A 26266-nucleotide genomic window follows, 5' to 3' on the forward strand; every position below is an offset into this window, starting at 1 on the left:
GTCCATGTGCTCATACGGCCTCGCTGGGTTCAGTGCGGCAGTCACGGCAGCGACCGGGAGCCGGAGCCCGGAAGGCGCGGTCGCAACCGCCGCAGGTCTGGAGGGGGTGGCGGGGCTCGGGGGCCGGGGCAGCCGGGGGCCGGAACGGTGGCGGGGGCGGGAGCTGGGCGGCCAGGCGGTGGGCGAGAAGGGCGGCGGGGCGGAACAGCGGCTCGTTCGGCAGGTTGTCGGTCAGGGCGTGGCGTACGGCGGTGGGGGTGAGGTCGCGTTCCAGCCAGGCGGCGACGCCGGGTGCGAGGTGCTCGGCGTCCGTGGAGGAGAGGAGCAGGCGGGGGTCGTGGCGGCGCAGGCCGGCGAGGACGTCGACGGCTGACTGGAGGAGGGCGGGGGCCGGGTACGAGGGCTGGGGTACGGCGGGGAGGCGCTTGCGGGGCGCGGGCTCGTCGGCGGCCGTGCGCCGGACGGTGGACCTGCGGGTGGCCGTCTCCCGGGCGGCGCGGTGGCCGGGCCTGTTGCAGGAGACCGTGCGGGTGACGATCCGGCCGGTGGCCGTGCGCTCGCGGCTGCGGCGCAGGTAGCCGTGGGTTTCGAGTTCCCGCAGGGCTGCGGCGATCCGGGTGGGGCCCTCGGGGAAGCGGGCGGCGAGGGTCTTGATGTCGACGGCGGTGCCCGGTCGGACGGACTGGATGTAGCAGGCCAGCCCGATGGCCAGCAGGGACAGCTCCGGGTGCTGGGCCAGGTCGTTGCCGATCACCGTGAAGTTCTCGGTGTGGCGGACGTGGTCGTGGACGACGCCGGAGGTGAGGTGCCCCGCGGGGTGGTTTTTGCCCGGGATACGGGACTGGGCGCGCGCGGGCGCGCTAGGGTTTTTGGTGTCCATCGGGAAGGGCCAATCTTCCTCGGTGGTCAGGCCCTCGCATTGGGATGCCAGTCCCGGCGAGGGCCGTCGCATGTCTGGGGTTGTGTGCGTACTGCTGGGCTGAGCGTAGGGCAGGCAACCGGTCCCGAATCCAGCTCACTTGGGCATATTCACTCGCGGGAGTGAGTTTGCCCGGCGGGAGGGAGGGGTGGGGCTTGGCGGGGTTCTTTCTCCTCAATGGGTGGTTCATAGGGAGCGCAGGTCTGGCCGGAGCGTGGGGGTTCATGCTCCGGTGACTGTGGGGCGGGGAGGGCGAGTTCGGCCCAGACCGTCTTGCGGGGTGGCAGGCCGGGGACGACTCCCCAGCGGTCGGCGAGGGTCGCTGCGAGGGTCAGGCCGCGGCCGGTTTCCGCGATCGAGCCGGCGGGCCGGCGCTGTGGAAGCTGGTCACCGCGCGTGTCCGTCACCTCGATGCGGAGGGTCCGGCCGACGATGTAGAGCAGGAATCGGAAGTTCCGGCCGGGGACGCGGCCGTGGGTGGCGGCGTGTTGGCCAGCTCGGCCACGATGAGCTGCGCCGGGTCCAGGGGGATGCCCTACGTGCGCAGTTGTTCCGTGGCGAGCAGGCGGGCGAGGCGGGTGCCCCGGGGTGTGGGGGACAGCAGCACGCTGAAGTTGCGGATAACGGCGGCCGGGTTGGGGGAGCTCCGATTCACGTCACTCAGCGTGGCCGGATGTGCCTTCCGTGAAGGGTGACGCGGTTGCGTACGGTCACTGTCCAGTGCTTGTCCGGTGGTGTCCGGGCTTGTCGGGCCGGGACGTACGGGTACGGCGCGGCTGGGACGAGACGGTTCGACGGAGGGGCGCGCATGTCGGTGGACGGCGAGGTTCGGCAGCTCAGGACCGAGGCTGACGAGCCGGGGTGGGAGGTGGGACCCGGACGACGAGTGGGGTGTGGCGGTGGTGGCCACCGTGGGGCGGCAGGTGAAGCTGCGGCGAGAGGCCGTGGGAATGCGGGCCGGCGACTTCGGGAAGGCCGTCGGGTACGGCGAGGACCTCGTCTACAAGATCAAGAGCGGCAAGCGGATTCCCCGGCCCGAGTTCCTGGACGCGTCGAGGTCGCTACCACCCCCGCCACCATCCACGTCCGCGACTCCAAGTACCGGGATGCCAGTCCCCGCCTCGCCCTTGCGCCAGAGACGTGGGCGGACTTCGTGGCGTACGCGTCCGGGAGCTGACCTCCCGACTGAACATGCCCCGCACGTGATCGTCACCGGGTTCGGGGCATTGCCGTACGGTTCAGAAGAGGGCGTCGGCATCAGCGAACAGCGCGCCGTCATCGAAGCCTTCTTGAGCGGCGCTGGAGTTCCTCGCGGCGGCCCGAGCCTTCGCCTTGGCCTTACGAGCAGCAGCACGCCGCCGCTTGGCCTCCGGCGTGTGCAGGCCCTTCTCCACCTCTTCCTTGTAGCGAGCATGGTTCAGCTCCAGGAGCCGGTCCAGGATCTCGGTCTGGACATCTGGAGCGATAGTAAAGCGTGGTCCCTGGCGGGTTTCGTAGAAACCGTGCTTTAGATCGATATCAGTCCAACCGTAGGCATCGGCCGTCGCTTGGTCCACCTCGACGTGGCTGTGTCGGACCGCCTGGATGTCGGTGTGAGTTTCGGATTCGGTGTGCACACGGTTGTAGAGCGAGGTGAGGCCCATGACGCGGCTGGACATGACCGCTCGCTGCGTGCTCTCCAGCGCCTCCCCGCTCGCAAGGAGGCGTGGGGTTTGATCGGGTCGAGGGAAAGTCTCGTAAACATCGGAGGGGGTATAGCGAAGATCGCCCTTGAGGCTCGATGCCCGGTGAATAGCCCACCAGTAGTGGAAGGAGCTGGACAGGACAGCCAGCTCAGCGGCTGAGTCCGTTGCGAACACTCCGAGCATGTGGGAGAAGACTTGTCCTGTCGGCTGACGTACAGGCGTGGCAGTCTTGCTTACCAGAGCGATCACTACTACCTGCTCCAGGCCAGCGATCGCCTCGTACAGGTCAATCGCTGGACGTGTGAATCGCCACCAGATCTCCCGGCGCTGCTTGTTGTTGTTCTTCGCGCGCTCTGGCTTTACATCCCGCTCCACGATCGCGAATGCATCCGGGTACTCCGCCGCTTTCTCCTGCGGCCAGTCACGAAAGTTGATGACCCAACGGCTTGCAGCAGACTGTGGACGTTGATTCAGGTCCTCGCCGTTGAGGTAGGGGAACAAAACCTCGGCGTTTCGTGGATCCTTGGTGATGAGTGCCTGAGCCTCCTCTGGTGCGAGGATGAATCCCTTGCCGAGCACATTCGATCCCTGGTACGACTGCGCCTCGTTGGCCACCAACCGATAGGGCTGTCCTGACACCCGTGATGCAGGATCCAGCGCTGGCGTAATCCCCCGTACGTCGTTGCCGTCCAGCACGGGAGCCTCGCTCTGTCCGACCTTCCTGGCCAACCAAAGCAGCGATACCACGACGGCAGCTGTCCCGGACCACGGCTGCGACTTCACTGCCCGGTATAGCGTCCAGCCATCCGCCGTTGCCTGATCGAGCCCCACCTCACGCGTATCACCCTGGGCGATCGTGTTCGTGGCGATGATCCCCGTACGGCGCCCCGGAGCCAAAGACAGGTACCGCAGCAGGAAGTACGAGCATAGGTCTGCGCTCCCCCGCTTCCCGCCCCCAATCCGATTGACCAGGTACTCCCGATAGTCCTGCCCCAACGCCCCCGTCAGCTTCTGTCCGCCCACAAACGGCGGATTCCCCACCACCGCATCAAACCCAGCAGCACCCCCCACCCCCATGACCTCGGGAAACTCCAACGGCCAGTGCAGCGGCCGAACAGCCTCAGCCCGAGGCCCCTTCAGCCACCCCTCCACGATTTCCCGCGCCTGCGCAGCCGCAGCCTCGGCCGCGACCTCGTCGTCCCCCAGCGCGGTAGCGACCAGCCCCGCCACGGCCTCCAGCCGGTTGCGGTAGGCCCGGCTCTTCGCGTCCTCCTTGGCGTCCCGGAACCGCGCAGCCCCCCGCGCCCCGCCCACGTTCTCCTCACCGGAGATCTCGGACGCCTCCTCGTCGGAGATGCCCTCGGCGGCCAGGGCGGCGCCCACCACCGCGTCCGCGGCCAACCGCAGCTTGCCGCTCAGGGTTTCCGCCTGCGCCAGCAGCTCGGACTTCTCCCGCACCACCCGGATGTCCGTGACCGCCGTCGACTCGATCTGCCGCCGCAGCTCGGCCGCCCGGGACAGCAGCGACTCGGTACCCTCCAGCGCCCGCGCGACCTCTGGGCTCAACTGCCGGTCCTGCCAGTCCAGATGGAACTGCCGGACCTGACGCACGTCGATGACGCCGATCAGCGAGTCCCCGCACCGCAGCGCGTGGTCCAGGAACGAGAACGGCCGACCCTTCGCCAGCGTCACCAGCCATAGCGACAACTTGGCCAGCTCCACGGCCATGGGGTCGCGGTCGACGCCGTACAGGCACTGGTCGGCCACCAACCGCCGGGCAATCTGGTGCAGTTGCTCGCGGTCGTCCCGGTCCACGTCCTTGGCGATCTCCTGCGGGAGCTCCGGCTCGCGGAGCCACGCCTCCACCACTCGGTCCGCCAGGTACCGGCACGCCGACACCAGGAACGCGCCCGAACCCATCGCCGGGTCCAGTACCCGCAGCTTCAGCAGCTCCTCGGCCTTCTTCGGCTGCCAGACACCGGGCTCCGCACCCTCCGCCGGGCCGGGTGAGAAGCACAGTGGGGCCAGCGTGTGCTCGACGACCTCCTCCGCCAGCGCCTTCGGCGTGTAATGCGTGCCGGTGTCCCGCCGGTTGCCGGAGCGGACCACGATGACCGAGCCCGCCGGCCACACCTTCGGCTCGCCCCGCAGGTCCGTGCCGTACAGGCCGGAGAAGGCCACCGCCCGTTCGACGAGCGCCGTGTCACTGCCGCACGCCGTCTCCAGCTCGACCGTCACCGTGCCGGACTTGGCCTGAGCCGCCTCCACCGTGGCTGGCTTCGTCCCGGAAGCCGCCGCCACCTGCTCGGCGAGCGTTCCGGCCGCCTCCCACTCCTCCAGGCGGGCCAGCGGCAGCACCGCCTCGTACTTGCGGTCCCGGCCGAAGGAGACCCCGACGTACGGCTCCTCCGCCCAGTGGCAGCCGTACTCCAGCAGACCTTCGTAGACGTGGCCGATCTGCTCGACGTCCAGGCCCTTGTAGGACAGGCGCTCCTTGCCCTTGAAGCCTTTGCGGGCGCGCAGGGTGAGGAGGGCGTCGAGGATCTCGAACACCACCCGGTCCGTGACCTTGGCGGGGACCAGCCAAGGGAAGCGCGACGGGTCGAAGAGCGAGCCGCCGTAGGGCGGGATCCAGAGCTGGTCGTGCGTGCTGCCGCCGTGGATCGCGGCGAAGACGGCGAGCAGTCGCGGCCAGGTCGCCTCGACCCGGTCGCCCAACTCGTCGCCGTGCAGGCTCTGCGCCTTCGCCAACTCGTCGTGGAGGGGGCCGACGGCGTACGAGGCGTCGTAGAGCTCGTCCCCGGAGGGGAGCAGGCGCTGCTCCTCGGCGTAGAGGAGGAAGACCAGGCGCATCATGACCGTGAGCGCGCCCTCGTAGACCTGCTTGGCCGGGACGCCCCGCAACAGCTCGCCGCCCGACTCCCTGTCCAGCCGGGACAGCTCCGCCACCAGCAGGGACACCGCCTCCCGCACCTGGCGGCCGAGGGTGTCGGTGACCTCGGACTGGGCCTCGGCGGTACGGGCGAACAGGCCCGCCGTCGAGTCGGTTGGCTTGCCGTCCGCGTCCAAGGGTGGGCGGACCACGCGGCTCGCGGTGAGCAGGCTCGTGAAGGCGCGGGCGAGGATCGGTTCCTCGGCCCACAGGTCCGCGTCGAAGACGGCGATGGTCGTCGCTTCCTTCGGGCGGGCGTGCACCAGGGCCCACTCGCGGCCGTTGGTCAGCAGGGCGAGCGGCACCTCGCGGGCGCGGCACAGCTCGGCCGCGCGGTCGGCGAGGCCCGGCTGTTCGCCGCGCGGGCGGTTGAGGGGGCCCTCCCAGTCGTCCGTGCGGAAGAACAGGGCGCGCGGGGCCAGCCCGCCGGACCGACCGGGGCCGACCAGGACCGCGTCAGGCGTGTTCGCGCCGGCGCGCAGCGACTCGGGGATCGCCGTGCCCTCGCGCAGGCCGGGCGCCCGCCAGCCCAGCAGCTCCGCCAGCACGAACTGCTCCCACGCGGACCGCAGCAGCGCCGGGTCCTCCTGGACTTCCGCCCAAGCCTGCCGCAGCCTCGCCCACGTCTCCGGCGGGATCGTGTCCAGGCCCTGCGGGAACGAGCCGACCAGCACCGGCAGCGAGAGGAACGGGCCGTCGGGCCGCAGCAGCCGCAGCCAGTCCTCGTGCTGCTGGGCGGGGGTGGGGACCGAGCCCTTCGGCGGGACCTTCCTGGCGGTACGGGCGGCGGTCGGCATCAGTGGTTCTCCTGGCGGGCGGTGGCGGAGAGGGAGCGGGGGACGAGGAAGGTCACGGCGACCGGGAACCAGCGGGGCGACGGGTCGGACCAGCGGCGGCGCAGCGCGGCGGTCTCCGTCTCCGTCACCTGCGGCAGCCTCCGCAGCCGCTCCAGGAGCGCCTCACGGTCGGCACGCAGCTGACGGCGCTCGTCGTCGATGTCGAAGAGCGACTCCTGCTGCCAGTGCCCGGAGTCGTCGAGACGCGCCCGGATCGAGCGACCGAGGTCCTCCAGGACCGCACGCATGCCCTCGACCTCCTGCTCGCAGCGTTCGGCGAGCATTGTCTCAAGGGAGCGGAAGCGCCGGTTCGCCCGGTTGTTCAGAGCACGCGCGAGACGGTCCTCCAGCTGCGGCCAGAGGCCGGTCAGCTCGGTGAGGACACCCTCGGCCGGCAATTCCTCCGTGGCCTCCGCCAGCCACCCGTCGACGTCCTCCATCTTCGCCGCGGTGAACTTGCCCCCCTCGATCAGCCCGCCCGCTGTGATGACCTCCTCGTGCAGCCGCGTTCCACCGCTGCCGGTGATGACCACACGGCCGTGCGCGACCACCGCCGGTTGCCGCAGCGCACCGTCCGGCACCACCCGGGCCGTCACCCGGGACAAGTGCGCCCCCGGGCCGCTCGACCACAGCTCGGCCCGCAGCAGCCGCAGGCACATCTGCACCAGTCGGTGCCCCAGGTGCATGTGGACCACGTCCGTGCGGTCGCGGGCCTCCGCCTCGTCGAAGACGACCGGGCGCTCCTTACCGGTGAGCGGGTGGCGCAGGCCGTCGTTGCGGGCGCGCGCCCAGGCGCCGGGCAGCTCGGGCAGCCGGAAGCAGCGGGCGCCCCGCTCCGGCTTGGGGTCGGGGACCTCGGTCAGGTCCTTGCGGTGAGCGAGCAACAGACCCGTACGTACGACTCGCTCGACGGTCTCCGGGGTCAGGTGCAGCTGGTGGCGGCTGTCCGTGAGGGCGTCCACCAGGCGCTCCAGGTCGCGGGCGAGATCGCGCTCGACCTTCAGGACGGCCTTGCCGGACCGCTTGGTGATCTCGGCGTCCGCGGTGGTCCAATTCGAACGCCGGCCCAGCATTTTCTGCTCGACCTGCGCGGCGATCACCTCGCCCGCACTGCCCAGGTCCTCACGGATCCGCTCGGTCTTGCGGGCGGCGACGGCGAGGAAATGCAGCTCGTCCTCCAGGGCTCCGTCGTCGTAGCCGGAGTCCGTGTGGTGGTCGTGGGCCGGGTCGAAGCCCTGCCAGCCGCGCGGCACGAAGTGGTATACGTCGACCTGCTCGGCCTTCTGCCCGTGCCGGTCCACGCGGCCGTTGCGCTGCTCCAGCCGGTTGGGATTCCACGGGATCTCCCAGTGCAGCACCCGGTGGCAGTGCGCCTGCAGGTTGATGCCCTCGCTGGCCGCGTCCGTGCCGAGCAGGATCCGGACCGGGGACAGGTCGGGGCTCTCCTGGAAGACCTGCTTGACCTGCTCCCGCTCGTCCTGGTCCTGACCGCCGTAGAGCTGCGCGATCCGCTCCGCCGGATACCCGGCGGCGATGAGTTGCCCGTACAACCAGCGCTGGGTGTCGCGGTACTCGGTGAAGATGATCACCCGCTTGGGCTTCCAGTCGCCCAGCGGGCCGTCGGGGCAGACGATCTCGTCCAGCCACTCCCTGAAGCGGGCGAACTTGGCGTCCGGCCGCTTTCCGGCGTCCACGGCCCAGGCGTCGAGTTCTTTGAGCAGCTTGTGCTCGTGGTCGGTGAGGGGGCGCATGGCCTGGCGGGCGGCGGTCAGGGCCCGTGCCGCCGCCTCGGCCTGCTCCTGTTCGTTCTCTTCCTCGGCCTCTTCGACCCCGTCGATCAGGGGCCGCAGCACCCGGACACTCGGAGCTGGCTCTTCCGCGGGCCCCTCCTTCCGGGACGTCATCGTCTCCAGGTGGGTGCTGATCGTCTCCGCGAACGCCTTCGGCGACGACAGGAAGCGCTTCTTCAGCAAGGTCGTCACGAAGTCGGCGGCCGTCCGGCCGGCTTTCCCGTCCCCCTGGCCGTTGCGACGCGAGCGCGCGTACTCCGCGAGCTTCGCGTACGCCTCCCGCGCCGCGTCGCTGTAGTCGACCTCCAGCGCGTGCGGCACGCGCTGGGGGAAGCGCGGCTTGCCGTTCCACAGCGGCGGCAGGTCCGACTTCATGCGGCGCACCATCACCCGGCGCAGTTGCTCCTCGGAGGGCTTGACGCCACGGGCGAACCGGTGGTCGTCGAGAAGTTCCAGGAGCGCGGTGAAGGACTCCAGGTAGCCGTTGTGCGGGGTCGCGGAGAGGAAGAGGCGGTGCTCGCAGTGTGGCGCGAGCAGTTTCACTGCTCGGGTGCGCTGCGAGTCCACGGCGTATTTCCCGGTGCCCGACGGCGCGCATGTGTGCACCTCGTCCACGACCAGCAGGTCGAAGGCACGCGGGTACTCCGGCACTGGCGGCAGCAGTTCCCGCAGCATGCGCAGCGGGCGCTCGCGCTTCAGCCAGTCGATCGAGACAATGAGACGCGGGTGGTGGGTCCACGGGTTGGCGTACAGCCCGGCCGACCGGCGCAGGTCACGCAGCATCCTGGTGTTGACGATGCGGAAGTCCAGGCCGAACTTGTCCCGCATCTCGTCCCGCCACTGGAGCGTCAGCCCGGCGGGGCAGACGATCAGCATGGAGCGGGCGCGGTGGCGCAGCATCAGCTCTTGCATCACCAGACCGGCCTCGACCGTCTTGCCCAGGCCGACGTCGTCCGCGATCAGCAAGTTGGTGCGGGGCATGGACAGGGCGCGGACCACCGGGTCCAGTTGGTAGTCCTGGATCTCGACGCCTGAGCGGAACGGCGCCTGGAGGGCCGTCTTGTCGGCGGAGGCGATGGCACCCCAGCGCACCGCGTCCAGGAAGGCGTCCAGGCGGCCCGGCTCGTCGAAGCCGTCACGGGGCGAGGGCAGCTCGTACTGGTCGTGGACGTCCGTGGCCTGCTCGAGCTCCCAGACCACCCGCAGTTCCTCATCCCGGCCGTCGCTCTCCAGCGAGGACAGGGTGATCAGGTGGCTGGGGGAGGCTTCCGCGGCGCGTGCGGGATCATCGCTCGCGGCGGTCGAGCGGAGGACATCGGTCACCACCCAGGGGCGGTTCCGTACGGTGACGCGCTGGCCCGGGGCCGGAACCGAGGAACTTGTCACGTCCGGATTCGCCGACTGCATGACCATGGCGCTCGTCCCCCAGCTCTCCGAACAACTCACTCCCCAGCTGTTGTAGAAGTCTAGGCGGGGGCAAGGCGCCGTGCAGTGTGTCCCGGGGGTCGGTGCGAGACTCCCGGGACACATCGGGGCATCAGCTGATCGACGTGCGCATCGGTCAGGACAGGGACTTGTAGCCGCCCCAGCCGGTCCCGATCTTCACCCGGGCTCCGAACGATCCCGTCCCGGTGCCCGCCTGCCTCCACAACACGCCTGCCGTGTCGCGGGACACCAGGTCTGCCCTGCCGTCACCGGTGATGTCACCGACGCCCACGACGGCGTTGTAGGAGCTGCCCCACGCCGAGTACAGCTTCGCGCGGGCGCCGAAGGTGCCGCTGCCGGTGCCGTAGTAGCGGTAGAGGTTGTTCGAGGTGTCCTGGGCGAGCAGGTCGCCGATGCCGTCACCGTTGAGGTCGCCGGCGCCGATGACCTTCTTGTACGTCTTCCAATTGTCGTGGAGCTTCACACGGGCCGACAGCTTGCCCGTGCTGGTGCCCTTGTAGAGGTAGACCGTGCCGGTCGAGGCGTTGCGGGCGATCAGATCCGGGCGGCCGTCCTTGGTCAGGTCGCCAGGGGAGGTCAGCACGTCGTACGACGTCCAGCCGCCGGTCGCCAAGGTCGTGTACGGCATCGACGGGGTCACCGCCTTGCCGCAGGCCGGCTTGTACAGGCGCAAGGCACCGTTGCCGTAGCGCACCAGGACGTCGTTGCAGCGGTCACCGTTCAGGTCGCCGAACGGCACCGCCTTGATGTTCGTCGCCCAGCCGCTGCCACTCACCCTGCCGGAGAACGTGCCGGTGGACGCCTTACCGAACTGGTGGCTGAGGACGCCGGTGGAGCTGAGCGTGAGCAGGTCCCCGGTGCCGTCGGGTGTGGCCGACGGGCCTCCGAAGTCACGGGAGACCGCGGCGCCGCCGGTGACGGTGACCGTGCCGGTGGCCAGCTTGACGGCGGATGCCGAGCCTTCCTGTACGGCCCGCAGCGTCCAGGTCAACGGGCCGTTGGGGGCGTAGGCCCCGGCCGTCGTGCGGCCGTTCCAGGCCGCCCGGACGGTCAGGTCGGCAGTAGCTCCGGTGAGGGTGCGGAGTGTCCGCCCGGCCCGATCGGTGATCGTCAGCGACCAGGACGACGTGGGCCTGCTGAGCGACCAGATGGGTGTCCAGGCGGTGCTGGAGGGGGTGGTGCCCTTGAGAGGCGCCGTGCCCGGGACATTGGAACCGGTGACGGCCAGCGTGGGCCACGCGTCGCGGGAGCCGTACAGCCGCCAGTTGGCGGTGCTGGTCGCCATGCCGGACCAGACGGCAGTGGCGGTGCCGTCGGCGCCCACACTGACCTGGCCATGCACATGGACGTTCGCGGAACCGGGCACGTGGGCCGCGGTCGTCCACTTCCCGTCGCTGCGCACCGCCTCCGTCATTACTCGCTTGCCACCGCCCGACTGCGGCCACAGCGCCCGTACCGTGCCATCAGCACCGATGGCGGCGTCGTACGACTCGGAAACGGACGACGTGGACAGAGTCCGTACGGCGGACCAGGCGCCGGTGTCGGCCTCGCGGGTGGCGGTGCGGGTGCCGAACGTCGTGGTCGTGGTCCGATCGACCCAGACGAGGGTCACGTCGCCGTCCGGGCCGATGAGCGGCTCGGGTGTCTCGACGAGGTCGTCCGTGGCGGTGACAGTCTGAGCGGCCGACCAGGTGCCGTCGGCGGTGCGGACGGCGGTGTTGATGGCCTCGGGCACCGACTCGTCGATGCGGCCGAGCCAGGAGAGGGTCACCGTGCCGTCGCCGGCCGAGGCGATCTGAGGGCGGTATACGTACTGGTAGGTGCCGGTGGCCGCCACCGGCCGGGTCCACTCGGTGCTGCCTGCCGCCCGGGACACTGTCAGCACCTGCCCGCTCTCGCCGAGGTGCTGGGCGTATGCGACGACAGTGGTGCCGTCGCTGGTGACGGCGACGCTCGGGGAGAGAGCCGCGCGGGCCCCGTCCGCGGTGGCGGTGCTCAGCTGGACGGGCGCGGACCAGGTCCCGTCGGCCGCGCGCACGGCGGCGCTGACCTCCCAGGGGGAGGTGGCATCGGGGTGGGTGGTCCAGACGGCGGTGAGTGTGCCGTCGGGGCCCTCGGCGAGGTCGATGCCGCCGTCTCCCCAGCCCTTGTCGGTGCCGACCAGCTCGACGGGCGCGGACCAGGCCGACTTGTCGGCCGCGAGGACCGAGGTGACGACCCGGGTGTTGTACGGGCCCGAGCCAGGCCTGGTCTCGTTGGGGAACTCCACCCACAGGGCGGTGACGCTGCCGTCCGCCGAGGCGTGCAGCCGGACGCTCCCGGCCTCGGTCGGCGTCGTGGTCAGCAGCTTAGGGGTTCCCCAGGTGTCATGGCCGGCCGGGCGTACGGCGGCATACAGCTTGCGCTCGGCGCTGCCGGCTTGGGTGAACTGGTTCCACACCGCGACGGCGGAGCCGTCGGCGGCTGTGACGAGGTCACGATGAAAGGCGCTGATGTCGGTGCCGGTGATGGCGGTGGCCGTGCCCAAGGGGGCGACGGGAGCCGCAGCAGCCGGACTCGGAAGAATGCCGCCACCGGTGACGGCGAGCGCCGCCGCAGAGATTGCGACGGCGAGGCGGCGCGACAGGGCGATTCTGCCCACGTGTGGTTCCTCCCCGCGGAAGGACACACACCTCCCGCACAAGTGTGCGGACTTTATCAACGGCGTGTGGGAACCAGCGGTGCTGGGTCAGGAACGCGTGAGCCGACCGAGGCAGTTGGGCCCCGGTCGGCCTTCATGCGCCCCCGCGTCGGCTGACTACCGCGCCACGTACTGCGTGAGGATCGCCTGGACCTCGTAGATGTCGACGCCCTTGGTGAACGTCTTGGTGATCGGGAGCTGGGCGCCGGAGACCCAGATCTTCAGCTCGGCGTCCAGGTCGAAGGTGCCCGCCGTCTCCACCGCGAAGTGGGTGATGGAGCGGTACGGGATGGAGTGGTACTCCGTCTTCTTGCCGGTGATGCCCTGCTTGTCGACCAGGACCAGCCGGCGGTCGGTCAGCAGGATGGTGTCGCGGATCAGCAGGTAGGCGGCGTGCACCTGCTCGCCCTGGCCCAGCAGCCGGGCGTAGTCCTGCGCGGCCTGGGCCGGGTCGATCGGGTGTGCGTTGCCGAAAAGAGCCATGACAGTGGACCCCCCACTCGGATGTCGCGGGCCTCGGTCGGCCGCGCGATCTTGGCCAGATATACCTGGTGAGTGAGGGGTCCGAGAAGGGCTGTTACGCGGCTGTTTCCCCGCCGAAGCGCTCCTTGTACGCAGCGAGGTCGTCGTCCGTCAGCTTGGCGAACAGGACGGGGGGCACGGTGAAGGGGGTGCCGGCCGGGACGGAGGTGAGGGACTTCGCCTCGTCCTGCGAGACCCAGGTGGCCGTGTCGTCCGGGAGGGAGAATGCCTGGCGCATCGCGGCCGAGGTCGCCGGGATGAACGGCTGCGAGACCACCGCGTAGAGGTGGATCAGGTTCATCGCCGTGCGCAGGGTGAGGGCCGCGCCGTCCTTGTCGGTCTTGATCTCCAGCCAGGGGGCCTTCTCCTCCAGGTAGGAGTTGCCGGCCGACCACAGGGCGCGCAGCGCCGCCGCGGCCTTGCGGAACTGGAGGGCCTCCATCTGCTGCTCGTACTCGGCGAGCAGACGGGCGATCTCCTCGCCGAGGCGGGCCTCCGCCTCGCCGGGCTCGCCGCCGGCCGGGACCTCCTCGCCGAAGCGCTTCTTGCTGAAGGACAGCACGCGGTTGACGAAGTTGCCGAGGGTGTCGGCCAGGTCCTTGTTCACCGTCGCCGTGAAGTGCTCCCAGGTGAACGACGAGTCGTCGGACTCCGGGGCGTTGGCGATCAGGAAGTAGCGCCAGTAGTCGGCGGGGAGGATGTCCAGGGCCTGGTCGGTGAAGACGCCGCGCTTCTGGCTCGTGGAGAACTTTCCGCCGTAGTACGTCAGCCAGTTGAACGCCTTGACGTAGTCGACCTTCTTCCACGGCTCGCGCACGCCCAGCTCGGTGGCCGGGAACATCACGGTGTGGAAGGGGACGTTGTCCTTGGCCATGAACTCGGTGTAGCGGACGGTGTCGTCCGCCTCGTACCACCAGGACTTCCAGTCGCGGTTCTCCGGGTCCTGGTCCGCCCACTCCTTCGTCGCGCCGATGTACTCGATCGGGGCGTCGAACCAGACGTAGAAGACCTTGCCCTCGGCCGCGAGCTCCGGCCAGGTGTCGGCCGGGACCGGCACGCCCCAGTCCAGGTCACGGGTGATGGCGCGGTCGTGCAGGCCCTCGTTCAGCCACTTGCGGGCGATGGAGGAGGCGAGCTGCGGCCAGTCGTCCTCGTGGCGGGCGACCCACGCCTCGACCTCGTGCTGGAGCTTGGACTGGAGGAGGAAGAGGTGCTTGGTCTCGCGGACCTCCAGGTCGGTGGAGCCGGAGATCGCCGAGCGGGGGTTGATCAGGTCGGTGGGGTCGAGGACGCGGGTGCAGTTCTCGCACTGGTCGCCGCGGGCCTTGTCGTAGCCGCAGTGGGGGCAGGTGCCCTCGACATAGCGGTCGGGGAGGAAGCGGCCGTCGGTGGGGCTGTACACCTGGCGGATCGCCCGCTCCTCGATGAAGCCGTTCTCGTTCAGCTTGCGGGCGAAGTGCTGGGTGATCTCGACGTTCTGGGGGCTGGAGCTGCGGCCGAAGTAGTCGAACGCGAGTGCGAAGCCGTCGTAGACCGCCTTCTGGGCGTCGTGCGCCTGCGCGCAGAACTCGTCGACCGGGAGGCCCTGCTCCTTGGCCGCCAGCTCCGCCGGGGTGCCGTGCTCGTCCGTCGCGCAGACGTAGAGGACGTCGTGGCCGCGCTGGCGGAGGTACCGGGAGTACACGTCCGCCGGGAGCATGGACCCCACCATGTTGCCCAGGTGCTTGATCCCGTTGATGTACGGAAGGGCGCTGGTGATGAGGTGTCGAGCCATGGTTTGGCTGCTCCCAGGTCGGTTGTTTTTCGAACCTTGAAATCGTAGCCGACATGGGTGGGCCGCCCGCTTCTCGTTTTGGAGGGTGAGAAGGGGCGGCCGGGGCGGTGCGGGTCCGTGATCTCTACGGGCGCCAGTTCTGGAGGATGCCCTCGTAGAGCTCCTGGTCGGTGAGCTCCTTGGGGGCGGGGCCGGCGTGGAAGAAGGACGTGTTGCCGGTCTTCAGCTTGCGCAGGTAGTCGAACGCCTTGTTGTCGTGCTCACCGAAGGCGACGAAGGCGAAGTGGATGTGGGGGTGCTTCTTCGCGGCGTCGGCGAGGGCCTGGGTGGCGGGGGTCTTCGCGTCCGGGGCGCCGTCGGTCTGGAAGATCACCAGGGCGGGGGTGCCGGGGGAGGTCTTCCGGTGGTGGGCGACGACCTCCTCGACGGCTACGTGGTAGCTGGTGCGGCCCATGCGGCCGAGGGCGGCGTGGAGCTCGTCGATCTTGTTCTCGTGGTCGGTGAGGGTGAGCTCGCCGGTGCCGTCCAGTTCGGTGGAGAAGAAGGCGACGTGGACCGTGGCGTGGGGGGCCTCGGGGTCGAGGTGGGCGGCGAGGGCGAGGGTCTGGTCGGCGAGGGCCTGGGCGGAGCCGTCCTTGTAGTACGGGCGCATGGAGGCCGAGCGGTCCAGGACGAGGTGGACCTTGGCGGTGGTGGAGGTGAGGTGGTGGGTGGTGAGGGCGGCTGCGGCGGCCTGGTAGGCGGCGAGGAGGGTCTTGGGGAGCGGTGCCTCGGCTTCGCCTTCGGGCTCGGTGGTCCCACCCGTGCGGCTTTCGGCGGCCGCGGGCTGGGGGGTGGGTTCTGTGTCCTCGGCTTCGCCTTCGGACTCGGTGGTCCCACCCGCACCACCCGTGCCGGTTTCGTCGTCGGGTGCGGGTGGCCCCTGCGGGGCGGTCTCGCCGTCGGCGGCCGCGGGCTCGGGGGCGGGTTCCGTGTCCTCGGCTTCGCCTTCGGCGGGGGTCGGCTCCGTGGCCTCGGCTTCGGCCTCGGCCCTGCCTTCGGCGGGGGTCGGCTCGGGGGTCGTCGTTCCCTCTTCGACGATCGCCACGATCTCCGCCAGCGCCTCCATGTCGGGCTCGGGGGCGGGTTCCTCCTGGGTCGTCGCCGTCCGCTCGGGCTCCGGGGTGCTGTCGTCCGTGGTCCCGGCCTCGGCCTCGGGCTCGACCTCGACCCCGGCCTCCGGCTCCTGGGCCGCGGCCGGCTCGGGTGCAGACGCCGGCTCCTCCGTGCTCACCGGCTCCGGCTCCTCGGTGGCGGCCTCCGACGCCGGGTCCTGGTCGGCCGTGGGCTCCACGGCGCTCGCCGGCTCCGGTTCCGGTTCCTCGGCGGCGGTCGGCTCCGGTTCCGGCTCCTCGGCGGCGGCCGGCTCCGGTTCCTCGGCGGCGGCGGTCGGCTCCGGTGTCGGGTCCTTCTGTGTCGCCTCGGGCTCCGGCTGCTCGGTCGGTGTCGTGCTGTCCGTCGGGCGGGTCGGCCGTGGGACCGTGACGTTGTCGAAGGCGGCGGCGACGAGGTCGTGTTCCTCGCGCTTGCGGGGTTCGGGGACCTGGGCGGTCGGCTCGGCCGTTGCCGTCGGCTCCGCGGAGGCCGTCGGTTCCGCGGGCGGTGTCGGGGTGGGGTGCGACGGGGGCGGGTTCGTACCCTCCGGCTCGGCCGGGCGGGATGTGCGTGATCGGCCGAATGCGTTCCGCAGGAGAGTGAGAATGCCCATGTGCGCAACCCTTCGCGTGAGTTGATGCCCGTAGATCCCTGGCCAGGACGGACACGTAAGGTTAGCGGCCCGGAATGAAGATCTTGGGGAGGGGCGGGTCCGCTCCCCGAGGGACGGACGGATGGGGCGCGTTCACCGGCAGTTCACCTCCAGGCTCCCCTTTCGCACAGACGTACTCCTAGCGTCCGTGGCGCTGAGACAACAGGGGAAGCCAGGGGAGAACCACGTGCGCATGCAGCTGCCCATCATCAGGACGTCGAACGACTCGCATCCGGGCGGGCGGTCCGCTCTGACCTGCCGTTTCCGTTGCGGCGACGCCTGTTTCCACGAGGTGCCCAACACCAGCGCGAACGAGTACGTCGGCGATGTCATCGCCGGCGCCCTCAGCCGCCGCAGCGTGATGCGCGCCGCCGCCGTCGTCACCGCGGCCGCCGCCGCGGGCACCGCCGTCGGCACGGCCGGCGCCCCGCAGGCCCAGGCCGCCGCCGGTGCGGCCGACGCGTCCGCCACCGCCGCCACCGCCGCTCGCGCCGCCCGGGGTCTGCGGTTCACGCCCGTCGCGCCGAACACCGCCGACCAGGTCACCGTGCCCGAGGGCTACGCGCAGAACATCGTCATCCGCTGGGGCGAACCGATTCTGCGGGGGGCGCCCGCGTTCGATCCGCACCACCAGACCGCCGCCGCGCAGGCCAAGCAGTTCGGCTACAACTGCGACTTCCTCTCCCTGCTCCCGCTGCCCGAGTACGGCCGCCAGCTCCTCGTCGCCAACCACGAGTACAGCGACGAGGTGCTGATGTTCCCTGGCTACGACCGCGAGAACCCCACCCGCGAGCAGGTCGAGATCGCCTGGGCCGCGCACGGTCTGTCCGTCGTCGCGGTGGAGGGCAACCGCAAGAACGGCAAGCTGCTCCCCGTCCCCCGGCACTCGCTCAACCGCCGGATCACCGCCACCACCCCGTTCCGGCTCACCGGCCCCGCCGCCGGCTCGGAGCTGCTGCGGACCTCCGCCGACCCCACCGGCACCAAGGTCCTCGGCACCCTCAACAACTGCGCGGGCGGCACCACGCCGTGGGGCACCACCCTGCACGGCGAGGAGAACTTCAACCAGTACTTCGCCAACGGCTCCCGCGCCACCGACAAGCGCTACGGCCTCGGCACCGGTGCCACCGAGCGCAAGTGGGAGCGGTTCGACAAGCGCTTCGACGTGGCCCAGGAGCCCAACGAGGTCCACCGCTTCGGCTACGTCGTCGAACTCGACCCGTACGACCCGCAGTCCACGCCCCGCAAGCACACCCTGCTGGGCCGCTTCAAGCACGAGGGCGCCACCGTGCGGCTCACCGACGACGGCCGGCCCGTCGTGTACAGCGGTGACGACGAGCGCTTCGACTACTTCTACAAGTTCGTCGGCAGCAAGCGGATGAAGAAGGGCACCTCGCGGGCCGTCCGCGAGCACAACCTCTCGCTGCTCGACGAGGGCACCCTCTACGTCGCCAAGCTCACCGGCGACTCTCCCGCCATCGAGATCGACGGCACCGGCAAGCACCCGGCCGACGGTGAGTTCGACGGGTCCGGTGAGTGGATCCCGCTGGTCACCGCCACCGCGGACGGTGCCGTCAGCCACGTCGAGGGGATGACCGCGCAGGAGGTGTGCGTCTTCACCCGGCTCGCCGGTGACAAGGTCGGCGCCACCAAGATGGACCGGCCCGAGGACATCGAGCCGAACCCGGTCACCGGCAAGGTCTACCTCGCCCTCACCAACAACTCCCGCCGCGGCACCACCGGCAACCCCGGTGTCGACGAGGCCAACCCGCGCATCGGCAACAAGCACGGCCAGGTCCTTGAGCTGACCGAGCGCTGGAACCGGGCCGACAGCAAGAAGTTCGCCTGGAAGCTGTTCCTCGTCGCCGGCGACCCGAACGACCCGGCCACCTACTTCGCCGGGTTCCCCAAGGACCAGGTCAGCCCGATCTCCTGCCCGGACAACGTGACCTTCGACGTCTACGGCAACCTGTGGATCTCCACCGACGGCAACCAGCTCGGCTCGCACGACGGGCTCTTCGGTGTCGCCACGCGGGGCTCCCGCAAGGGTGAGCTGAAGCAGTTCCTGACGGTGCCGGCCGGGGCGGAGACCTGCGGGCCGATCGTGCAGAGCCGGCGGGTGGTGGTCGCCGTGCAGCATCCCGGTGAGATCGACGGGGCGAGCGCGGACAAGCCGCTGAGCGCCTGGCCCGACGGGCCCGGGAAGATCAACCGGCCCGCTGTCGTCGCCGTGTGGCGTGAGGACGGCTCCGACATCGGGGTCTGAGCACCCACCGGTCATCTGGGCGAGGTGATGCACCTCGCGGCCGCCACCTCCTGGCGCAGTGGTTCCAGGACGCTGTCCGCCGGGCCCGTGAGGTCCGTGCGGACAGCGGTCAGGACGTCCGCCTCCCGCACGCCCTCGCTCAGTTCGCGCAGCTGGCGGACGATCCGGGTGATCTCGGCCCGGGTCGGTGGCGGGGCCCCGTGGCGGACCCGGACCCTGGCCGCCGTCGTCGCGTCCACGATGCGCTCCACGGCGACGACCAGCGGCCACCACGCTGCGGCCCGCGGGCCGGTGGGCGGCGGCTCGGTCAGGGCGCGCTGGAACTCCGTACGGACGACCGACAGGTCGCGGTAGAGGCGGCGGCGCATGCGGGCGCGGGCGGCCGGGTCCTCCGTCTCGCCGAACGCCGTCTCCAGATAGCGGGCGGTGTCCGCGACCGCGTCCGCGAGGCGGTCGCCGACGCGGGTGCGCCAGCTCTCCGGCCACAGCAGATAGCCGACGACCAGGGCGATCGCGCAGCCCATCAGGGAGTCGAGGAGGCGCGGCAGGAGCAGGCCGGTGCCCTGGCGGTTCAGCACGTCCGACAGGAGCAGGATCACGGGGGTGATCGCCGCGGTCTGGTAGCCGTAGCCGCGGGGGGTCAGGGCCGGGATCAGCGGGGCGAGCAGCAGCATCGCCGGTACGTCCCACCAGCCGCGGGGCACCTCGGCGAGCACGGCCGCCGCGATCACCAGGCCGCCGACCGTGCCGAGGGCGCGCAGCAGGGCGCGGGAGAACACCGAGCCGAAGTCCGGTTTGAGGACGAAGGTGATGGTGAGCGCCACCCAGTAGGAGCGCGGCACGGGGACGAGCGAGACCAGGGCCTGGGCGATGCCGATGCACAGCGCGAGACGCAGTCCGTAGCGCCAGGAGGCGGCGGACAGCATCACGTTGCGGGCGGCGCGGGCCGCCCGGACGCGCAGGGCGGCGGGGCGGCCGAGGCGGTCGTCGAGGCCGTGGGGGTCGATGTCGGGGGCGGTGACCACGTCGGCGGTGTGGCGCAGGGCGTGGTCGACGGCCCGGCCGGTCTCGTCGGTGGGGGTGGGCAGGCCCAGCGCTATCGGGCCGGTGTAGCCGGTGCGGACGGCCTCGGCGAGGTGGCGTACGGCCTCCGGGACCTCGCTCGGCAGGGGCTTTCCGCGCAGATGGGCGGCCGGGGCGGCCTCCACGACCGCGGTGACGGAGTTCAGCTGGGCCAGGAGCCGGGTCAGGTCGGGGCTCTGGCCGTGGTGGCGGGTGCGCCGGGCGAGGACCAGGTCGTAGGACTGGTTGAGCGACTGGGTGACGGTGTGCCGGGCGTCGTCGTAGCCGTCGGTCGCGCAGGCGGCGAGCAGGTCGGCGACCGCGCGGTAGGTGCCGGCGACGGCGGCCCGCTCCGGCACCCCGGAGCGCAGCGGCCAGGCCAGAAGGGCGAGCACCAGCACCAGCAGCCCGCCGCCGGTCATCAGCAGCGGCGCCAGCCACCACCGGCCCGGCATCGGCAGGCCCGCACCGACCACGGCGTTCAGCAGGAGCAGCAGCCCCGACACGGAGGCGACCGCGCCGATCGTCGAGATCATCCCGGAGACGAGGGCGACGGCCGTCACCGCCGCGACCGCGAACCAGCCGTGCCCGTGCACCAGCGACCCGAGGGTGATCCCGACCGCGCCGAAGAGCTGCGGCACGGCGATGTTCAGGATCCGCATCCGGTAGGCGTCCGCGGTGTCCCCGATGACCCCGGACAGCGCGCCCATCGAGGCGAGCGCCCCGTAGGCCGGGCGGTCCGCGGCCAGGCCCAGCGCCAGCGGCAGCGTCATGGCGACCGCGGCCCGGGCCACGGCGGGCTTGTTCAGCGGCGCGGCGGGCTGTGACCGCAGGTTCCGCACCAGCCAGTCGGGAGGGCTCAGGCCGATGGGGAGCTCGCGGGACATGCGCCCATTATGGGCATCTGCCGGTGATCGCCCTCAGTCGTCCACCCGCGCCAGCAGCCCGGCCAGCGCCGCGTCGAACTCCTGCGGCCGCTCCAGGTTCGGCATGTGGGCGGCGCCCTCGACGACGTGCAGGGCGGAGTCCGACAGGGCGGCGTGCAGGGCCTCGGCGTCGCGGACGGGGGTGTACTCGTCGTCGGCGCCGACCACCACGAGGGCCGGGACGGTGACGCGGGCGAGCACCGGCCGGTAGTCGGGGCGCTCGGCGCGGCCGCGCAGGGCGGCGGCGGCACCCCGCGGGTCGGTGGCGGTCATCATGCGGTGGACGTGGGCCTTGACGTCCGGGTGGGCGTAGGGGGCGACCATCTTCTCCAGCACCTCGTCGGCGTACCCGCGCATGCCCTCGCGCAGCAGCCGGTCGGCCATGGCGTTGCGGTGCCGCTTGCCCTCCTCGGTCTCCGGGGCGGCGAAGGTGTCGGCGAGGAGCAGGCCGCGCACGCGGTCGCCGAAGAGGTCCAGGCAGGCCATCGCGATCTGGCCGCCCATGGACAGCCCGCCGAGCACGAAGGTGTCGACCTTGAGCTCGTCCAGCAGCTCCCGGATGTCCTCGGCGAAACGCTCCAGGAGCGTGACACCGGGGACCACCGGGGAGGCGCCGTAGCCGCGCAGGTCCGGGGCGATCACCCGGCGCCCGGCGGAGAACGCCTCGATCTGCGGGGCCCACATCGTGCAGTCGAAGGGGTGGCCGTGGACGAGGACAAGCGGGACCCGAGAGGAATCGGTGCCTTTGTCCTCGTATGCGAGGAAGGGTGCCATGGGTGCGACCCTAGGCGGGCCCAACTCCTCGGCGCAATAAGATCTTTGCCCTCGGTGCAATGTCAGGGGGACCCGTATGGACGACTACCGGCGCATCGCCGACCGCATCGCCGCGGACATCGCCTCGGGGCGGCTCGCCCCCGGCCGACGGCTGCCGCCGCAACGGGCGTTCGCGCGCAGGCACGGCATCGCCGCCTCGACCGCGGGGCGGGTCTACGGCGAACTGGTGCGCCGCGGGCTGGTGGTGGGCGAGGTCGGCCGGGGCACCTTCGTCCGGGCGGCCCCGCCCACCGCGGGCGGACGCGCGCTGACCGAGGCGGACACCGCGGCCCCGGTGAACCTGGAGCTCAACTACCCCGCCACGCCCGGCCAGCAGGAGCTGCTCGCCCCGGCCCTGGAGGCCCTGCGCCGCCCCGACGTGCTCGCCCAGGCGCTGCGCCCGGCCCCCGCGACCGGTACCGCGCCCGCCCGCGAGGCCGCCGCCGCCCTGCTGGCCGCCCCCGGCTGGCACCCGGCCCCCGGACAGGTGCTGTTCGCGGGCAACGCCCGGCAGGCCATCGCCGCCGCCCTCGCCTGCCTGGTCCGTCCCGGCGGCCGGCTCGGCGTCGAGGAGCTGACGTATCCCCTGGTCAAGGAGATCGCCGCCCGGCTCGGCATCCGCCTGGTCCCGCTCCCCTGCGACAGCGAGGGCCCCCGCCCCGACGCCCTGGCCGAGGCCCACCGCCGCGCCCCGCTGTCCGCCCTCTACCTCCAGCCGGCCCTGCACAACCCGACCTCGGTGACGACGACCGGCGAGCGGTGCCGGCAACTGGCGGGAGTCGTCCGCGACCTGGGGCTGCCGGTCGTCGAGGACCGCATCTGGTCCTTTCTTCACCCCGGCTCCACCCCGCTGGCCATCCATGCCCCGCACCTCGTCCATGTCGTCGACGGGCTGTCCAAGCGGGTCGCCCCCGGACTGACCGTCGGTTTCCTCGTCGTACCGCCGGAGCGGGTTGCGGCGGTGGCGGCGGCGCTGCGGTCGGGCGGCTGGGGTGCGGGGCGGTTCGCGCTGGAGGCGGCGGTGCGGTGGATCGCGGACGGGACCGTGGAGCGGCTGGTGGCGGCCCGGCGCGCGGACGCGGCCCGGCGGCAGCGGCTGGTCGCCGAGCGGCTGGCGGAGTTCGCCGTACGGTCCGACCCGCACGCCTATTACGCCTGGTGGGAGCTGCCCGCGCCGTGGCGGGCCGACACCTTCGCCGCGGCGGCCGCCGCACACGGCATCGCCGTCACCCCCGGCCCCGCGTTCGCGGTCGATCCGAGCCGTACCCCGGACGCGGTCAGGCTCGGGCTCGCGTCGGCTCCGGAGGCTGATCTGGCGCGGGCGCTGGGGACCCTCGCCGGGCTCGCCCGAGGCGGGCCGGGCCGAGGTGCCGGGTGAGCACGGCGGCCGCGGCCACCGTCAGCCCGAGGCCGAGCAGCAGCCAGGACACCGTGCGCAGGGTCCCGGTCAGGGCGTCGTAGACCGCGCCCCCGGCGGCCGCGGAGACCTCGGTGGGCAGGTCGGCGACGGTGAGCCGGCGTCCGACGGCCACCGCGACGCCGAGCAGTGCGCCGCCGGCGGCCGTGCCCAGGGCCGTCGCGGTGACCGCCCGGTGGCGGCAGGTGGCGACGGCGATCCCGGCGACCGCGAGGACGGCCGCCGCCGACGGCAGCCAGAACCCGGCGACCTCCAGCACCCTGAACCCCTTGCGCATCCGGTCCAGTTCGTCGGCCGGGACCACCGCGACCCGGCGCTGCGGCAGGGGCAGCGCCAACGGCACGTGGTCGGCGGCCAGTCGGCGTTCCACGCGGGCCGCGGCCGGGGCCAGATCGACGGTGACCGGGCCGGACCGGGTGCCGTGCAGGGCGCGCAGCACGGCGTGGTGGGTGGAGCGGTTGGCCTCGTCCCAGCCCGCGCGGAAGGCCGGGGTCGCGGTGAACGACCGTATCGCCGCGCGCAGTCGGGGCGTCTCCGCGTCGATGTCCAGCGTTCTGGCCAGGTCGTCCCCGAGGGTGTGCGCGACGGCGTCCCGCACGGCCGGGTGCGCGGCGAGCGGGGCCATCGCGCGGACGTAACTGCCCGTGTCCGTCAGGCCGTACGCCACCCACGCCGCCAGCGCGCCGAACGGCAGCAGCAGACAGGCCAGGGAGACGAACAGGGCCGACAGGGCGGTTCTCAGGCGGGGGGACACCCTTCCAGGCAAGGGGGTCCGGGGCGGGGGCGCGAGCGGGGGGCGGCCGGCAGGGTGAGGCAGGGGTGGTGCAGGGGTGAGGCAGAGGTGGGGCATATGCCAGAAGCATCTTCATGGGTGGCCGTGAGTGCCTCGGAGCCCGCCCCAGCTGGGAGTTCGGGGCTCCGGTGGAGGCTTCACCCGAACGGGTGTTTCCTGGAGCTTGGGGAAAGGAGGCCGATCATGCGCACCACTCCGGCCCTGCGGACCCTGACCGCAGCCCTGCTCGTGGGTGGCACCCTCGCCGTCTCGGCGACGGGCACCGTGGCAGCGGCGGCCCCACCGACCCATGCCGCCGCCAAGGGCGACGGTCATGGCGGCGGCGGATCCCACGGTCCGATCTGGGGCACAGTCGTCTCCCACACCGCGCTCAACGTGCGGCAGGCGCCCACCACCCATTCACCCGTCGTCGACAGGCTCTCCCCGGGCAGCCAGGACCGCGTCAAGTGCAAGGTCATCGGGCAGAGCGTCAACGCCAACCCCTACTGGTACTGGCTTGAGGGCGCACAGGGCTGGGCGAGTGCGGCCTTCGTCCGGACCGACCGGCACCATGTGCCGACCTGTGCCGATCCCTGTCCGGAGTTCAAGGACGGCCACTGGAGCAATTGGAACGACCCGTTCATGGGCGGCGGCACCTCCGGCGAGTCCTGGAGTGTCTCCGGATCCGGGTCGTGGAGCGCCTCCGGCTCCTGGAGCTGGAGCGCGTCCGGAGCCTCGTCGGACGGCTGGGAGTGGCTCCCCGTCGTCTGGTGAGTGGAGGGATGAGGGAAACGTGGTCCCCGGCGGGTTACCGCCGGGGACCACGGCTGTCGGTCCCCGGCGGGTTGCCGCCGGGGGCCACGGCTGTGGTCAGGAGACGCGGTGTCCCTCCGCGTCCTCGTGTGTGTAGTAGCGGTAGAAGAGGATCGCGAAGACCGTCGCCCCGACCGCCAGGGCCATGCCTGTCGAGCGCAGCGCGGTGTTGCCGGCCTGGCTGTACAGGAAGCCGAAGGCGGCGCCCGCGAAGGCCGCCCACAGCAGGGCGTGCAGTTCGCGTTTCATCAGCGGGGCGATCGCGCGTACGGCGATCCACAGGGCCATGAAGACGACGGCGCTGGCGAAGCCGAGCAGCAGGTTCCAGCCGGTGATCTCGCCTCCGGAGCGGTTGTTGGCGGCGACCCAGTAGCCGTAGACCAGCCCGGTGACGACGGGCAGGGCCCATCGCGCGATGCGGTGGGTCCGCTCGCTGAAGAGGTCCGGTGTCGTGGAGGTACGGCTGGTCCGGCGGGGTCTGCCCGGTGCGGGTGCGGCATGAGCCATGAGAGTGCTCCTCTCTTCCTCGCCCCCGGAATCAAGGGCACACCTTGGGGTGGGGGAAGGCAAGCGGAGGGTGTGGGGGGCGGGCCGGAGTGCGCGGTGTGCCCGCCCGTGTTTCGCTGGGCGCGTGCGTGGTGGGCAGCGGCTGCTCGATCGGTATCCCCTCGCCGGGCGGCGGGACGTACTGCACCGGCACCAGTTGCTGAAGGTGCGGGGGCGGAGCGTGGCCTGGGCGCCGCCGCTGGTGCTGCTGGTGGCCGTCGTGGGCGCCGACTACGAGACCGGGCCGGACTTCCGGATGATCTCGTGGGTGGTGCTGGTGCCGGGGATCGCCGCCGCGATCTGCGGGGTGGCGGGGACGGCGGCGTACGCGGTGCTCGCGCCGACCGTGTATCTGGTCGCCGACGCCTCGCTGCCCAACGAGTACGACGCCGGGCCCGCCGACCTCGTGCTGGCCGCCCTCGGTGGCATCCTCGCCACCCTCGCCTGTGTGGTGCGGGTGCGCAACGAGCGGCACATCCTGCGGATGCACGACATCGCCGAGACCACCCGGCGCACCGTGCTGCGCCCGCTGCCGCCGGCCTTCGGGGGCATCGAGCACGCGGCGGTGTATCTGGCCGCCGACACCGACGCCCGGGTCGGCGGGGACTTCTACGACATCCAGCCGAGCCCGCACGGCTCGCGCGTGCTGCTCGGCGATGTGCAGGGCAAGGGGCTCGCGGCGGTGGAGACGGCGGCCGCGCTGCTCGGCACGTTCCGGGAGGCGGGCTACCACGAGGCGGACCTCGGCACGGTCGCCGAGCGCCTGGAGATCCGGATGACGCGCCACCGGGGCCACTACGCGGCGCTGGGCCGCAGCGACGGCGGCGACCGGTTCGCCACCGCCGTGCTGCTGGGCTTCCCCGTCGACGCCCCGGACGCCGTCGACGTGATCGTCTTCGGTCATGAGCCGCCGCTCGTCGTCGGCCCGCACGGCGTCCGCGCCCTGCCGCCCGGCGACGCCCTCCCCCTCGGCCTCGGCGAGCTCACCGGGACCGCCGGCCGCCCGTGTCCGCGGCGGGTGCCCCTGGAGCCCGGCGAGACCCTCCTGATGACCACCGACGGTGTCACCGAGGCCCGCGACGACCAGGGCGCCTTCTACCCGCTCGCCGGCGAGCTGGCCCGCGCCGTCGCCGCCGACCCCCGCACCGCCGACCCGCACCGCCTGGTCGCCTTCGTCCGCGACGGCACCCTGCGCCACTGCGGCGGCCGCCTGGCCGACGACACGACGGTGTTCGCGGTACGAAGGCAACGGCAGATCCCCTAGGGACGTGAACGACCGGC

15 protein-coding genes and 3 pseudogenes are annotated in these 26266 nt (G+C 71.7%); 6 read left to right on the forward strand and 12 right to left on the reverse strand.

The annotated features are described in order from the left end of the window. Positions 1-10 precede the first annotated feature (10 nt). A complete protein-coding gene (locus tag ACSU6M_RS17790; protein WP_437070729.1) occupies positions 11-880 on the reverse strand; it encodes a helix-turn-helix domain-containing protein in 870 nt (289 codons plus the stop codon). Between the two features lie 149 nt (positions 881-1029). Continuing rightward, positions 1030-1574: pseudogene (locus ACSU6M_RS17795) on the reverse strand (ATP-binding protein). Between the two features lie 153 nt (positions 1575-1727). Here ACSU6M_RS17795 and ACSU6M_RS17800 point away from each other — a divergent pair. Together ACSU6M_RS17800 and ACSU6M_RS17805 are read left to right on the forward strand one after the other, a co-directional pair. Beyond that, a pseudogene (locus ACSU6M_RS17800) lies at positions 1728-1968 on the forward strand (helix-turn-helix domain-containing protein); the annotation flags it as partial. Positions 1969-1970: 2 nt separating this feature from the next. After that, positions 1971-2096 (forward strand): annotated as a pseudogene (locus tag ACSU6M_RS17805) (DUF397 domain-containing protein); the annotation flags it as partial. 61 nt (positions 2097-2157) lie between these two features. Here ACSU6M_RS17805 and ACSU6M_RS17810 read toward each other — a convergent pair. The 6 genes from ACSU6M_RS17810 to ACSU6M_RS17835 form a co-directional block, all read right to left on the reverse strand. Beyond that, positions 2158-6333 (reverse strand): Eco57I restriction-modification methylase domain-containing protein, encoded by a 4176-nt coding sequence (locus tag ACSU6M_RS17810; protein WP_437070730.1) that lies wholly within the window; start codon positions 6331-6333, stop codon positions 2158-2160. Continuing rightward, on the reverse strand, positions 6333-9692 hold the full coding sequence (drmD, locus tag ACSU6M_RS17815; protein ID WP_437070731.1) for a DISARM system SNF2-like helicase DrmD: 3360 nt from the start codon (positions 9690-9692) through the stop codon (positions 6333-6335). The genes ACSU6M_RS17810 and drmD overlap by 1 nt, the downstream gene beginning before the upstream one ends. A 31-nt stretch (positions 9693-9723) precedes the next feature. Next, complete coding sequence (locus ACSU6M_RS17820; protein WP_437070732.1) at positions 9724-12135, reverse strand: FG-GAP-like repeat-containing protein; 2412 nt, start codon at positions 12133-12135, stop codon at positions 9724-9726. A 270-nt stretch (positions 12136-12405) separates the two neighbouring features. Continuing rightward, positions 12406-12771, reverse strand: coding sequence for a PH domain-containing protein (locus tag ACSU6M_RS17825; RefSeq protein ID WP_437070733.1), 366 nt, complete (start codon positions 12769-12771; stop codon positions 12406-12408). Positions 12772-12865: 94 nt separating this feature from the next. Next, a complete protein-coding gene (gene metG / locus ACSU6M_RS17830; RefSeq protein WP_437070734.1) occupies positions 12866-14584 on the reverse strand; it encodes a methionine--tRNA ligase in 1719 nt (572 codons plus the stop codon). Positions 14585-14708: 124 nt separating this feature from the next. Beyond that, positions 14709-16331 carry a VWA domain-containing protein gene (locus ACSU6M_RS17835; protein WP_437070735.1) on the reverse strand — a complete coding sequence of 541 codons (1623 nt, stop codon included), beginning with the start codon at positions 16329-16331 and terminating at the stop codon, positions 14709-14711. 226 nt (positions 16332-16557) lie between these two features. On the opposite strand from ACSU6M_RS17835, the gene ACSU6M_RS17840 reads away from it, so the two are divergent. Further along, the gene (locus tag ACSU6M_RS17840; protein WP_437070736.1) at positions 16558-18636 is read left to right on the forward strand and encodes a PhoX family protein; all 2079 of its coding nucleotides are present in this window, start codon (positions 16558-16560) and stop codon (positions 18634-18636) included. Positions 18637-18647: 11 nt separating this feature from the next. On the opposite strand, the gene ACSU6M_RS17845 is transcribed toward ACSU6M_RS17840, so the two are convergent. After that, positions 18648-20585, reverse strand: coding sequence for an FUSC family protein (locus ACSU6M_RS17845; RefSeq protein WP_437070737.1), 1938 nt, complete (start codon positions 20583-20585; stop codon positions 18648-18650). A gap of 33 nt (positions 20586-20618) precedes the next feature. Then, on the reverse strand, positions 20619-21398 hold the full coding sequence (locus tag ACSU6M_RS17850) for an alpha/beta fold hydrolase (RefSeq protein ID WP_437070738.1): 780 nt from the start codon (positions 21396-21398) through the stop codon (positions 20619-20621). Positions 21399-21474: 76 nt separating this feature from the next. Here ACSU6M_RS17850 and ACSU6M_RS17855 point away from each other — a divergent pair, with 76 nt between their 5' ends. Continuing rightward, a complete protein-coding gene (locus ACSU6M_RS17855) occupies positions 21475-22815 on the forward strand; it encodes a PLP-dependent aminotransferase family protein (protein WP_437070739.1) in 1341 nt (446 codons plus the stop codon). Here ACSU6M_RS17855 and ACSU6M_RS17860 read toward each other — a convergent pair. Continuing rightward, entirely contained in the window at positions 22715-23608 is an 894-nt protein-coding gene (locus ACSU6M_RS17860; RefSeq protein WP_437070740.1) for a hypothetical protein, read from the reverse strand. The two genes, ACSU6M_RS17855 and ACSU6M_RS17860, sit on opposite strands and share 101 nt — an antisense overlap. Before the next feature lie 222 nt (positions 23609-23830). On the opposite strand from ACSU6M_RS17860, the gene ACSU6M_RS17865 reads away from it, so the two are divergent. Then, on the forward strand, positions 23831-24400 hold the full coding sequence (locus tag ACSU6M_RS17865; protein ID WP_437070741.1) for an SH3 domain-containing protein: 570 nt from the start codon (positions 23831-23833) through the stop codon (positions 24398-24400). A gap of 96 nt (positions 24401-24496) precedes the next feature. Here the strand turns inward: ACSU6M_RS17865 and ACSU6M_RS17870 are convergent, their stop codons facing one another. After that, on the reverse strand, positions 24497-24946 hold the full coding sequence (locus ACSU6M_RS17870) for a hypothetical protein (RefSeq protein WP_437070742.1): 450 nt from the start codon (positions 24944-24946) through the stop codon (positions 24497-24499). Positions 24947-25070: 124 nt separating this feature from the next. Between ACSU6M_RS17870 and ACSU6M_RS17875 the strand changes: the two genes are divergently transcribed. Continuing rightward, positions 25071-26249 carry a PP2C family protein-serine/threonine phosphatase gene (locus ACSU6M_RS17875; protein WP_437070743.1) on the forward strand — a complete coding sequence of 393 codons (1179 nt, stop codon included), beginning with the start codon at positions 25071-25073 and terminating at the stop codon, positions 26247-26249. The last annotated feature ends 17 nt before the right edge of the window (positions 26250-26266 follow it).

Origin of the sequence: Streptomyces sp. enrichment culture (genome assembly GCF_964272895.1) — a bacterium.
Taxonomy (GTDB): domain Bacteria; phylum Actinomycetota; class Actinomycetes; order Streptomycetales; family Streptomycetaceae; genus Streptomyces.